General features: G+C 66.9%; 12 protein-coding genes, 1 tRNA gene and 2 pseudogenes. 7 read left to right on the top strand and 8 right to left on the bottom strand.

Annotated elements, in window-relative coordinates; translation table 11 throughout:
• Positions 1-19 precede the first annotated feature (19 nt).
• Together BJ998_RS45750 and BJ998_RS45745 are read left to right on the top strand one after the other, a co-directional pair.
• Positions 20-1,198, top strand: coding sequence for a cytochrome P450 (locus BJ998_RS45750; protein ID WP_221339774.1), 1,179 nt, complete (start codon positions 20-22; stop codon positions 1,196-1,198).
• Positions 1,199-1,353: 155 nt separating this feature from the next.
• Positions 1,354-2,982 (top strand): hypothetical protein, encoded by a 1,629-nt coding sequence (locus tag BJ998_RS45745; protein WP_184870482.1) that lies wholly within the window; start codon positions 1,354-1,356, stop codon positions 2,980-2,982.
• A 219-nt stretch (positions 2,983-3,201) separates the two neighbouring features.
• On the opposite strand, the gene BJ998_RS45740 is transcribed toward BJ998_RS45745, so the two are convergent.
• Complete coding sequence (locus tag BJ998_RS45740; RefSeq protein ID WP_184860234.1) at positions 3,202-4,293, bottom strand: IS701 family transposase; 1,092 nt, start codon at positions 4,291-4,293, stop codon at positions 3,202-3,204.
• 212 nt (positions 4,294-4,505) lie between these two features.
• Here BJ998_RS45740 and BJ998_RS48380 point away from each other — a divergent pair.
• Positions 4,506-4,688, top strand: a pseudogene (locus BJ998_RS48380) (transposase); the annotation flags it as partial.
• A gap of 434 nt (positions 4,689-5,122) precedes the next feature.
• On the opposite strand, the pseudogene BJ998_RS45730 reads toward BJ998_RS48380, so the two are convergent.
• A pseudogene (locus tag BJ998_RS45730) lies at positions 5,123-5,419 on the bottom strand (transposase); the annotation flags it as partial.
• Positions 5,420-5,595: 176 nt separating this feature from the next.
• Here BJ998_RS45730 and BJ998_RS45725 point away from each other — a divergent pair.
• The 3 genes from BJ998_RS45725 (at position 5,596) to BJ998_RS45720 (ending at position 7,640) form a co-directional block, all read left to right on the top strand.
• A complete protein-coding gene (locus tag BJ998_RS45725) occupies positions 5,596-6,315 on the top strand; it encodes an IS630 family transposase (RefSeq protein ID WP_246490246.1) in 720 nt (239 codons plus the stop codon).
• Positions 6,248-6,685 carry a transposase gene (locus BJ998_RS48375; protein ID WP_312890705.1) on the top strand — a complete coding sequence of 146 codons (438 nt, stop codon included), beginning with the start codon at positions 6,248-6,250 and terminating at the stop codon, positions 6,683-6,685. Before BJ998_RS45725 ends, BJ998_RS48375 begins: the two co-directional genes overlap by 68 nt.
• 250 nt (positions 6,686-6,935) lie before the next feature.
• Positions 6,936-7,640, top strand: a complete 705-nt coding sequence (locus BJ998_RS45720; RefSeq protein ID WP_312890704.1) for a class I SAM-dependent methyltransferase — start codon at positions 6,936-6,938, stop codon at positions 7,638-7,640.
• A 26-nt stretch (positions 7,641-7,666) separates the two neighbouring features.
• On the opposite strand, the gene BJ998_RS45715 is transcribed toward BJ998_RS45720, so the two are convergent.
• The 6 genes from BJ998_RS45715 to BJ998_RS45690 all read right to left on the bottom strand — a co-directional run bounded on the left by BJ998_RS45715 (position 7,667) and on the right by BJ998_RS45690 (position 11,035).
• A complete protein-coding gene (locus BJ998_RS45715; RefSeq protein ID WP_184870481.1) occupies positions 7,667-7,852 on the bottom strand; it encodes a hypothetical protein in 186 nt (61 codons plus the stop codon).
• Positions 7,853-7,891: 39 nt separating this feature from the next.
• Entirely contained in the window at positions 7,892-8,107 is a 216-nt protein-coding gene (locus BJ998_RS45710; protein ID WP_184870480.1) for a hypothetical protein, read from the bottom strand.
• 353 nt (positions 8,108-8,460) lie between these two features.
• Positions 8,461-8,543: transfer RNA gene (locus BJ998_RS45705), tRNA-Leu, on the bottom strand.
• Positions 8,544-8,689: 146 nt separating this feature from the next.
• Positions 8,690-9,943, bottom strand: a complete 1,254-nt coding sequence (locus BJ998_RS45700) for an erythromycin esterase family protein (protein WP_184870479.1) — start codon at positions 9,941-9,943, stop codon at positions 8,690-8,692.
• A gap of 81 nt (positions 9,944-10,024) precedes the next feature.
• Positions 10,025-10,699, bottom strand: coding sequence for a TetR/AcrR family transcriptional regulator (locus BJ998_RS45695; RefSeq protein ID WP_184870478.1), 675 nt, complete (start codon positions 10,697-10,699; stop codon positions 10,025-10,027).
• A 96-nt stretch (positions 10,700-10,795) separates the two neighbouring features.
• Positions 10,796-11,035, bottom strand: a complete 240-nt coding sequence (locus tag BJ998_RS45690) for a hypothetical protein (protein ID WP_184870477.1) — start codon at positions 11,033-11,035, stop codon at positions 10,796-10,798.
• A gap of 175 nt (positions 11,036-11,210) precedes the next feature.
• On the opposite strand from BJ998_RS45690, the gene BJ998_RS48370 reads away from it, so the two are divergent.
• Positions 11,211-11,474, top strand: a 264-nt coding sequence (locus tag BJ998_RS48370) for a helix-turn-helix domain-containing protein (protein WP_312890703.1), incomplete at its 3' end; no start/stop codon positions are given.

Raw genomic sequence — 11,474 nt, 5'->3', positions numbered from 1 at the left:
ACCGAAAGGGACCGCAGGCGTGGACCTGGCACCCGTGTACGACCCGCTGGACCACCAGACGCTGGTCGATCCGTATCCACTGTACGCCGAGCTGCGGGCCAACCGCCCGATCTTCTGGCACGACACCATGCGTTCCTGGGTGCTGACGCGGTATCGCGACTGCCGGGACGTGCTGAAGAACTACCAGGACTACGCGCGGGACCGGCGACGGGTCGGCGAGGACGTCCCGGAGTTCCGGCAGAGCCTGCAGTCGCTCGACCCGCCGCACCAGGCGCCGCTGCGCAGCCTGCTGATGAGCTCGTTCCGCAACCAGGAACCGGTGCAGATCGCGCAGCGGGTGCAGGGCCGCCTGCAGTCCCTGTTCGACCGGCTGGCTGAGCGGGACACGTTCGACCTGATGACCGAGGTCGCCGCCCCGATCGCGCTGAGCGTCACCTCCGAGCTGATCGGGGTGGCCGAACCGGACGGGCCGACGTACGCCGAGATCTCCGAGGGCATCGCCTACCGGATGGATGCCGGGTTGGCGCCCGAGCGCGCCGCGGTCGGCGACAGCGCCCGTCACCGACTGAACCAACTGGTGGAGAACTGGCTGGGCGACGAGGACCGGCCGGGTGTGCTGTCGGACGTGCGCAACCGCGCGCAGCAGGCGCAGGTTCCCGAGCACTACATCCGCAACACCACCGGAATGATGTTCAACGCCAGCTACGGCACTATCTACGCGACCGCCGGCAACGTGGTGCTCACCCTCTTGCGCAGGCCCGACCTGTTGGACGCCATCCGTGCCGACCCGCGGTTGCTGCCCACCGCCGTCGATGAGCTCATCCGCTACGACGGGCCCGCCCAGGGCACCAGCCGGGTGGCGGTGTGCCGGATGGTCGTCGACGACACTGTGATCGAGCCCGGCGACATCGTGCTCACGCTGCTCGCCGCGGCCAACCGTGACCCCGACCAGTTCACCGATCCGGAGCGGATCGTGTTGGACCGCGCCCCGAACCAGCACCTGAGCTTCGGCTGGGGACCTCATGCGTGTGTCGGCGCGCTGTTCGGGCGCGCGGCGATCCGTGAACTGATCGTCGGGCTGCTGCGTGCGCCGCGCCGGCTGCGCCTGGCCGGCACGCCGACCCGCAGGCCGACGGCCACCGTGCGGACCATCGGGATTCTGCCGGTGACCTTCCACCCCGAGTTCGCCGCGGACTGAGCAAGGCCGTCCGTGGTTGTGTCGATCCGCGAGAGGAGGGCAGCGATATGAGCTACGACCACTGAAACAGTTGATCCACACGTGTCTCGCGGGGTGGGCCGGACGCGATCCGGCCCACCCCGATCCATCCCCGCGGACGTGACGGGAGGCAGACGATGCCGCTGACGGACGCCGAGTGGGGGGCGCTCGCGCTAGGACTGACCGCCCTGGTGTACCGGCTGCTCTCCCCGCTGGTCGCCTGGTGCGCGGTGCGCCTTGGCGCCGGCCGATATCCCCGCCAGGCGCTCAACGGCGTGTACCCCGAGGCCTGCGTGCCCCTGGGCCGCGGGCTCTCGATCGGCACGGTGCTCGCCGTGCTGACCGCCGTGGACGCCGTGTTCGGCAGGATGCCGGACGGCTGGCTGGCGCTGGTGCCGACGGGGGCGCTGGCGCTCATGTTGTGGAAGCACCTGACGCAGGACTACGACCTGGGCCAAGACCTGCGCTGGCAGCGGAGGGACCGGCTGGTCGTGTTGATCATCGGCGCGGCCGCGCTGGTGTTCCCGGCGCTCGGCCTCGCCGCGATCGTGCTGGTCTGTGGACGCCTCGGCGGCTGGACGCACCATGCCAACGTCGACATCCGGCTGATCAAGGCCACATACTGCTTCTCGCTGGCGAACTCGGCGCTGACCGAGCTGGTCGGCAGATCGTCGGCGGCTGGCACCACGGGTCTCGCCCTGGTGCTCGGTACGGTGTACCTGTCGCACTACGTGGTGGCCGCCTGGGCCAAGGCGAAACTGGGGCGTCGTCCGTGGTCGTGGGCCCTGACCAACCGAACCGACCTGCTTGTCGCCACCGCGTACGCGTGGGGGTGGGCGCGTTTCCTGTCAGCAGGCACGGCCGCCCGGATCGTACGTGCCCTGCGGCCCGCCGTGGTGTGGCTGAACCTCGGCACCATGGTGGTGGAGCTGGCCGGCCTGGTCGCGTTCGCCGACCTGGGGTGCTTCCTGGCCAGCATCGCTGGTGCGCTGCTGTTCAACTGCGTGGTCGCGCTGACTTCCGGCCTGCTGTTCTGGGAGAACATCGCCACCGGCCTGCTGTTGGCCGGCGCGATGGCCGCCGACGCCGGCACCGGACGGGTGGCCTTCGGCGGCTGGACGTGGCTCGGCGCCGTGGCGGTGCTGATGTTGGTGGTGGCCGGGTTGTTGTGGCGGCCCAACGTCCTTGGCTGGTGGGACACGCCGTTGTCCGCGAAGGTCTGGTGGCGGGCGCACACCGCGGACGGTCGAGTGTTCGGGCTGTACAACGACTTCTTCGGTCCTCACGACCGTGAGTACGCGCGAGTGGTGGGCAACGCCCTGGTGCCCGAACCGATGATCACCTTTCCGCTGGGCGGTGTCGAGGACGTCGCAATCCGTGACGTCCTCCTTCGTGAGCCACTGCGCCCGGCCGACCTGCGCCAAGCCAAGCATCGCTACGGCATCGTGCACCGGGACGAGGACCGCGTTGCGCGGCACGCTGCCTACCTGCGGACGATGATGGCCGCGCTGAATGCTGGCCTACCGAAGAATCCGCTTCCCCGGGGACTTCACTGGCTCCGAGCACCCAGCGGGCATCTCTACCGGTGGGGTGATGCTCCCCGTTACCGCCGTGCGGAAGGGCCGGTCACACAGGTTTCGGTGTGGTTCCGTGAGGAGCTGTACGTCGGCGCATCTGGCGTATGGGAGCGGCTATCCGAAACGCCCGTGTTGACCGTAGAGGTGGCTTCACGCGGTCGGCGCGACAGGTGGCCCTCGAGACAGTGAACCTTTTTCATCCTGCGCCGAGTCCACGGTCCTGTAGGAGCTCCTAATACTACAGCCGCAGGCTGTGATGTTTGCGGTGTTGCCGCTGGTAGTGGCATCGCCGGGCGTGGGTCTGATGAAGTCGCCGCCAGTCCGACCATCGATCAGTGTGCGCTCGGGGGTGCGTCGGTCGCGTCAGGATGGCCCACAAACGTCTGATCTCGTTGCACGACAACGGGATCAAACACTCGTGGCCGGCTGTGACGCCCCCTTTGCGTCGCGGTCGCGTTCAGCGGACGCGGTCACGGCCAGGAACGCGGCGGCCAGCATCGACAGCGTGACATGTCGGTACCACGCCTGATACTTGCGGACCTGGTAGTGGTCCAAGCCGGTCTCGTTCTTGGCGAACTGGAAGGTTTCCTCGACACCCCAACGACTGCCGGCGACCCGGACAAGTTCTGCCAACGGCACGGGACGGCGGGTGTGGCAGATGTAGTACGCCAACTCGTCCGGCTTGCTGATCGACCGGCGCACCACGAGAAGGTGCTCGTCCGCGCCCGGGTCCAGCAGCAGCCAGTCATACAGCCGGCGCCCCTTGCTGCCCTCACCGGCCGACAGGCGTTGCCAGCCCTTGCGCGGTGCGCTGCGAGCCAACGCATCCGCCCGCACAGCGCCTTTCGGGGTGGTGAAGCGCTGATCGCAGGAAACGGCCATGACGTAGTCGATGTCGTTGTCTTCTAGCCAGGTTCGCAGGCCGGGATTGTCGCCGTATGCCTCGTCCGCGGTGAACCAGTCGATGTCCCTTCCCGCCTCCAGCAGGCGAGCCAGCATGTGTTGGGCCAGCACGGGCTTGGTCGCGAACTCCACATCCTCGTCGATCCCGGCCTCCGCGCAGCGCTCGCGGTCGTCGGTCCAGGACGCGGGCAGGTAGAGCTCGCGGTCGATCAACGCCCGCCCCCGGGCCGACACGTAGGTCAAGAACACGCCGAGTTGGCAGTTCTCGATCCGACCGGCGGTGCCGGAGTACTGCCGTTGGACACCGGCGGATTTGGTGCCTTTCTTGAGGAATCCGGTCTCGTCGGCGACCACGACCCCGGTGGGATCAGTGATCTGGTCCAGCACGTAGTCCCGCAGGTCGTCTCGGACCGCGTCGGCGTCCCAGCGGTAGAAGTTCAGCAGGCGCTGCATGCCGTCAGGGGCCAGGTCACCGGCCTGCTCGGCGATCGTCCAGGAGTTCTTGCGCTCGGCGCCCGACAGCAAGCCCAGCAGGTACATCCTGGCCCGGTGGCGTGAGTCTGCCTGTGCGAACCGGCCTGCGACCAGCGCGAACATGTCCTCGAACCCTGCCCGCCACCGCGCCAGGCGATCGTCCGCGTTCGTCTCCGGTAGGGCCGTGAGGTCCTGCTCCATGTCCGGCACACCCAAGTCGATCACGCATCGGCGGTCTCCGTGAACACGACACGCCGACAAGTATCACACCGTGCGGCTGTAGTACTAACAAAACCGATCATGGAATAGGTTGATCACCTGGGTTGTCGAAAGGTGTGAGGAAGGGCCAGCAGCCACCGTGCATCGTGTCCGGCGAGTTGTGGGCACGGATCGAGCCGCGGTTGCCGGTGGTGCCGCACGATCCTCGCCACCCTGGTCGTCCTCGACTGGATGACCGCAAGGTGTTGTGCGGCATCCTGTTCGTGCTCTACACCGGCATCCCCCGGGAATTCCTGCCCGTGCGCCGTGATGCGTTGTGTGTCCGAGTGGGGGTGAGAGCCCCTCGCCGTTGGCCTGTCGCGGCAGGTCGACCGTGGGCCGGGCGCGGCGCGCACCGTCGCCGACTGTGGCGGCGGGAACTTCCGGGGCGAACAGGCGGTAGCTCCCGGGAGGCCACGAGGAAGGACTGCGGCGTACTCGTGGCGACGCCGCTGGGGCAGAGTCGGGCTCCTCCTCCACCGAGCGGAACACAGTGAACACGGGAACCGTCCGACACCCCTCCCCACCACTCGCGCCTCCAGCGTGGTGCCCGGCACATGGGAAGGACGACAGCGGTGCGACGAAGGGAGGACACTGCAATGCCGCGAGACGCGCCGCTGGATGGCAGCGCTTCGGCGGTGGCCGGCCTGGTCGGGGTGTGTCAAACGAGCGGTGTAACTCGGGTTGAAGGAACTTACTTACGACCGGCGGCCAGCCGGCCGTCGAAGGCGATCTCGTACGCGTTCAGGGTCGGCTTCCACCGCATCATCCACCGTTTGCGGCCGGTCCCGGTCGGCTCCAGGCTCATAACCGCCATGTAGACACACTTCAGGGCGGCCTGCTCGTTCGGGAAGTGGCCACGGGCCTTGACCGCGCGGCGGATGCGGGCGTTGACGCTCTCGATGGCGTTGGTCGAGCAGATCACCCGCCGGATCTCCGGATCGAACGCCAAAAACGCTACGAACTCAGCCCAGACGTTGTCCCAGAGCCGGACGTCCTGGCGTGATCGTCGAACGGCTTCATGCGAACCAGGCAGTCCTTGTATGCCATGCAGACAAGGTTGTCATATTTGGCGAACTAGTGCCTCATCAAGGAACGTTGACGTTGTAACCGTGTCGCGTGACATCCAGGCCAGTGATCGCGAGGCTGACCCCGGAGGTGAGGCCGATGGCGCGTCAGCCGGAGGTGTTCACGCGGTCGTTGGAGCCCGAAGAAGCGCAGCGGCTGGTCAAGATCACCAGGTCAGCGAAGGACGGGGTGCGGCTGCGGCGGTCCGGGATTGTGCTGGCCTCGATGCAGGGCCGGTCCGCGGGGGAGATTGCGGCGATGTTCGCCGCGACCGAAGGCTATGTGCGCGAGGTGATCCACGCGTTCAACGACTCCAGGTTCGCGGCACTGTCCCCAAAATGGAGCGGCGGCCGACCTCGTAAGTTCGGGCCGGCCGCCCGCGAGCAGATCTGCCGCATCGCCGCCTGCAAACCGACCGAGCTCGGATTGCCGTTGACGACCTGGAGCCTGACAAAGCTGGTCGAGTATCTCGCCGAGCACGCGCGGCTGGTGGTGAGCGCCGAAACCGTCCGGCAGATCCTGCGCACGGCGGGTGTGTCCTGGCAGGCGACGAAGACCTGGAAAGCCAGCGAGGACCCGGACTTCGTGGCCAAGAAGACCCGCATCCTCGACCTCTACGATCACCCGCCCGCCGACGGGCGGGTGATCTGCGTCGACGAGTTCGGGCCGCTGAACCTGCAACCCCGCCCCGGTCGAGGCTGGTTTCCCGTCGGCTGTCCGGCACGATTGCGCGCTACCTACACCCGCACCAGTGGGGTCCGGCAGATGTTCGCCGCGCTCGACCTCGCCACCGGGCAGATGTTCTACCGGGTTCCGTGACCGCAAACGCTGGCCGCAGTTCCTCGACTTCTGCAAGCAACTGCGCCGCCGCTTCCCTGCCGGGAAGCTCGACCTGGTCTGTGACAACTACGGACCCCACGGCAAAGTGGAGGTCAGGGCCTGGTGCGCGGCCAACGGCATCGAGCTGGTCTACACGCCCACCCACGCGTCGTGGTTGAACTGGATCGAGTGCGAGTTCACCGCGGCCCGTTACTTCACCCTCGACGGCAGCGACTACCCCAATCACGCTGCTCAGGAAGCTGCCATCGCCGGCTATCTCCGCTGGCGCAACCGTCACTGCCACCCGAAACGCCGCTTTGCCGTCAACTCCAAGATCCATCGCCCGGATTACCTACCCAACGTCGCTTGATGAAGCACTAGGCCGACACTTGTCGAACGTGTGTTCTACTATCTGTAAGGTAGGCGCAGGAGTTGATCAGCCGGGAGTAGCGCTCGGTTCGCGGCATGAGCGGACGGGTTGCCCGTGCGAAAACCATTGGTGGACCGACTTGCTCCGCTGATGTACTGATGTGCCACCGTGAGTCTGCCGCGTGACGGAGGTAGTAGTTGTGACGGGTTATGACGCGCTTGCCGAGGTGTACGAGTAGCTCATCTCCGATGTGAAGCTGACTCCGGCCGAGTTCGCTGCGTCGTTCGATGACGTCCTCAGTCTCCTGCCGTCCAACGCTCACGTCCTCGATTGTTCATGCGGAACCGGGCAGTTGGCGGTTGGCCTCGCCGGTCTTGGTATGCAGGTTGTCGCAACTGACGCCAGCGAAGCGATGGTTCGTCGGACTGCGGAGTTGTCTGGGGAGTTCGGGGCATCTGTCCGGACAGTGCGGGCGGACTGGGAAGAGTTGCCCGACCATTTCGATGACGCCACCTTCGACATGGTGTTCTGCGTTGGCAACTCGCTACACCATGCCGTGGGCGCGAGAGGCAGGGTTGCTGCTCTGGAGTCGATGTCACGGCTTCTGCGCCGTGGCGGGCGCTTGGTGCTCACTTCCCGCACGTGGGAACTCGTGAGGGCCAGAGGTTCCCGACTGGACATCAGTGACCGACTCGTCCGCCGGAACGGTCGTGATGCCGTCGTGGTCTACCGCTGGGAGATTGCACCGCTTTGGGAGGAGGAGCACCACATCGAGATTGCGGTCGCGCAAGTTGATGCGGCTGGGTCGGTTCTTGTCCGCTCGGAACTGCTGTCGTGCTGGCCCTACCGATACGACGAACTCGAAGTCGAGTTGCACCGGGTCGGACTTCGGACGGAAATGAGCACGTTCAACCCTGAGGCCGAGAACTACATGGTGGTGGCGAGCAAGGTATAGACAACGGGCTCACGGTCGGACACGCATCACGGCGCGCTATCCGCGCCGACCGTGAGCGCGCCGATGTATTGGGCGTAGGTGGCGCCCGACGCGATGGAGTGGCGTTCGATGGTCGTCGGGTGATAGCCGAGCGTCTCCGCAAAGATCGCGACGGGTACGAGCTTCGTGAGCTCGTGCAGAGTGCCCAGCCGGGCTGCTCGGGTGTCGACCACGGCCCGGAGCGTGGTCCTCGGGCTCGCGGCGTTCAGGTGCTAGCCGGGGTAGCGGCCTCGGAAGACCCAGGGGCTGTTCGGATGTGCGGCGGTGAGGTCGTGGGCGGGGGAGTCGGCGAGCTCGCGCCAGGGCTGGTCGAGGGAATCAGGGAGCGCGATCTGGACGCCGCCGAGGCGGACCGTGACGAGTTCGTCGGTCACGTCCACGTCCTGCCAGGTCAGCTTCACGACGTCTTCGATCTGCTGACCGAACACGAGGACCAGCGTGGCCGCGGCGCGCTCACGAGGAGCGAGTTCCCGGGCTCGATGGCCTGCTGTAGGCTCGCTCATGCTCAGCGGCGGACAGGCGGCGGCTGGTACCTCGGCGGTGCGGTGTCATTGTCAACGTCGGGTCGACGAGCCTGGTGTTGATCGCCCAGCGCAGGAATTTGATGGCGATCCCGCGGGTGCTAGGCCCCTCGGCCTGCCAGGCGTCGACGTGGGCCTGCTCGACACGGTTACAACGTCAACGTTCCTTGATGAGGCACTAGCTACACCCAAAAAATGGACGTTGGTCGGTAAGTCAGCTGAACTGACAATTACTGAACAAGATCCATGTGCAAACCGTGTGTCCGAGGGGGGACTTGAACCCCCACGCCCTTGCGGGCACTAGCACCTCAAGCTAGCGCGTCTGCCATTCCGCCACCCGGACTGGGTTGTCAGCCTTGCTGACAGGAGAGAGAGTACATGATCGTCTCGGTGGATTCCAAATCGGGGGTGGGGTGCGAGGTTTGTGCAGGTCAGGGGGTGTGCGGGAGGGAAGCGTGGGGATGGATCGGCAGAGCGGCTGGGGGAGGGCTAGGCGGTGGGGAAGGCGTGCCAAGGGGTGACGGAGTCGATGTAGACGACGGCGTCGAAGGCGGCGCTGGGGTCGAGGGGTTGGGGTTGGGGGCCGTTCATCACGTGGGTGGCGGGAACGGGGGTGGAGCGCAGATCGGTGAGGTGCAGGGGAAGGCCGAAGGAGGAGAGGGCGCCGTCGAGGGTGGAAGGGGAGAAAGGGCCGACGGACTGGGTGAAGAGCTCGGTGTGGCCGGGAGGGCCGTCCAAGAGGGGGCGGTGAAGTTGGAGGACCCCACCGCCGAAAGCGGTGCCGATGACGACCAGGGAAGGGCCGAGGGAAGCAGAGAGGTGCTGCCCGAGGGTGGTGAGGGGGTCGTTGATGATGGGAGGAACCCAAAGCGGCGAGCGCTGGATGTGGCCGTTGGCGGCGGTGACGATGATGCGGGACTCCCGGCGGAGGATCCACTCGATGGTCTCGGCCATGGCGGCGTCACGGATGTTGGCGCCGGGGTAGGTGCGGGTGGCGCCCTCGGGCATGGCGGCGAGGAACGCGTCCATGTGACGAGCGAGGGTGGCGCAGTGGAGGGCGGCGTCGATGTGAGAGGAGCGAGTGGGAGAAGAGTCCATGCGAGAGGCGGACGAGTAGGCGACGCGCATGGCGTGGAGCCGGGCGGAGAAGGCAGCGATACGAGCGGTGAGCTCGTAGCGGACGGCGGGTTCGAGGGCCATGTAGGCCTGGAGGGCGGGGGCGACCCAGGCACGGCCGGAGCGGTCGGTGGGTAGGTAGGAAAACAGGGGGAGGAGCGTGGAACGCACGACGTGGGCGTAGGCGGGGTCGACCTCGTCGAGCAGGGGGAGGCAGGCCTCGATGGCGGGCACGGTGGAGCCACTGGAACCGGGAATGTCCATGCCGTAGAAGCGAACGCCGCCATGAGAACGCATCCACGACAGGTGATCGCGCATCTCGGCGCAGCGGCCGAAGCGGTAGGTGATGCCGTCGTGCAGCAGCGAGTCCAGGTCGCCGGAGCCGCCGAGCACCCAGTCGTTGACGGCAAGCCCCTCGGGGAAGCCGGACTCCATGACGAAGGCGCCGAAACCGAGCTCCCGCACGAGGAACCGGGTCAAGCGGTGCCGCAGTTGGTAGAACTCGTGAACCCGGTGGGTGCTCTCGCCGATGGCGACGACACGGGCGTCGCCGATGATCTCCCGGAGGGGCTCCAGGTCGCTGAAGTCCTCGTCGCCGGGATCGAGGGTGCGGAGTACGTGAGGCATGACGTCAACCGTAGGTTGACGAATACCTGAAGTCAACCAAAGGTTGACGATCGATCGTCGCATGGAAGGACCATCTCGGCCTCAAGCTGCGGGCGATCCACCCTGAACCGCCACCAGCCCCGTGAGCACGGCGATGGTGAGCTCCTCGAGCCGTCGGGGGAAGTCCGTCAGGGAATGGCTGAGCTCCGGCTGCTCCGCATAGAGTTGGGCGAGGGTCTCCGGCGGGTGTGAGACCTGCCAGAACGTCGAGGCCAGCGAGGTGATGGCGGCGACGGCCTGCCACCCGCCGGCCTTTCCCAGTCCGGGCAGGGCGTCACCGAGCAGTTGGCTGATCTCGTCGACCTTGCCCAGGGTGTGGACCTTGAACGTCCGCACGGTGTCGAGGGAGACGTTCCGCTCCAGGTTGAGCGGGGCGTGCGCGAGCAGGTCGCAGAAGAGCGGGCGGGACGTCAGTGTCTCGGCGATCACGGCCGAGACGCCGGCCGGCGTGGGGTCCGCGTCGGCCAACGCGCTGCGCAGTGCCTCGGTCCACTCGGTCCAGCCCTCGGCGGTCAGCTGGAGGTAGATCTCCTCGCGGGTCTCGAAGTAGCGGAGTAGCGCCGACTTGTGCACGCCTACCTCGGCGGCGATGTCACCGAGGTTGACCGTCCGCACGCCGTCTCGGGTGGCCAACTCCCGTGCCGCGGCCAGGATCGCGTCGCGCCGCTGCTCCTTGTGCTCGGGGCGGCGTGCCCGCTGGAACTTCGATGTGGCCACCTCGACAGGTTAACGCAACGCAGTTGCCTTGTTTGGGAGAACGGTGTTGCGTTGACCTCGATGGGGAGGTGGGGTGATGGCAGAGGTGTTGTCGACCTACTTCGTGGTCAGGATGGTCTGCTGGGCGAGCGTGACGTGCACCGGTCCGCGGTGGCAGCTCGGGCACAGCGTCTCCGCCGCGGCCGGCGCTTCGCACGGGAAGCCGCCGCGGCTGTAGAACGAGCGGACGTTGCCCTCGGAATCGGTGATCAGTAGGGCCTGATAGCTGTCCACGGTGCTGGACCCACAGCGGGCGCAGGAGAATCGGTACTGCTCGACGACGCGTTCCGAGATCATCCGTCTCATCTCCTTCGGCTCGAGCCTGCAATCATTGTACTCAGCAACTGTTAGTGCAGGCATGAGTTTTGGGCGCAAGTCGAGCGTGTGCGGGTCGCGGCGTCGGCGACGCGATCACGGTGGTGCCGCTCGACTTCGGCCGGGGCTGGTCCGGGCGAACCGGTACTATCCCGGCGTGAGCAGCGAGTTCGACGACCAGGACGACATCGCCGACGACATCGGTGACGAGCTGGCGTCGGCCGGGCAGGACGACGGGCCGCGGGCGCTGCCGAGGGGGATCCGGCCGCTGCTGGTGCTGGGCAAGATCCGGCAGATCATCGAGGTGTTCGCGCCGGACCGGCCGGAGCTGACGTTCCTGGAGATCCGCAAGGCGACGGGGCTGCCGGCGAGCACGTGCCAGCGGCTGGTGGCCAACATGGTGGCCGAGCAGTTCCTGGAC

It is taken from the genome of Kutzneria kofuensis, from assembly GCF_014203355.1.
Classification (GTDB): domain Bacteria; phylum Actinomycetota; class Actinomycetes; order Mycobacteriales; family Pseudonocardiaceae; genus Kutzneria; species Kutzneria kofuensis.
The sequence above is the reverse complement of the archived record's forward strand: the minus strand, read 5'-3'. Positions and strand labels throughout refer to the sequence as shown.

What these genes read in the sequence shown, in the direction of transcription:
- BJ998_RS45745 (WP_184870482.1), top strand. Translation starts at nt 1,354, where the DNA reads ATGCCGCTGACGGACGCCGAGTGGGGGGCGCTCGCGCTAGGACTGACC.
- BJ998_RS45740 (WP_184860234.1), bottom strand. Translation starts at nt 4,293, where the DNA reads ATGTTCGCGCTGGTCGCAGGCCGGTTCGCACAGGCAGACTCACGCCAC.
- BJ998_RS45725 (WP_246490246.1), top strand. Translation starts at nt 5,596, where the DNA reads ATGGCGCGTCAGCCGGAGGTGTTCACGCGGTCGTTGGAGCCCGAAGAA.
- BJ998_RS45700 (WP_184870479.1), bottom strand. Translation starts at nt 9,943, where the DNA reads ATGCCTCACGTACTCCGCACCCTCGATCCCGGCGACGAGGACTTCAGC.
- BJ998_RS45690 (WP_184870477.1), bottom strand. Translation starts at nt 11,035, where the DNA reads ATGATCTCGGAACGCGTCGTCGAGCAGTACCGATTCTCCTGCGCCCGC.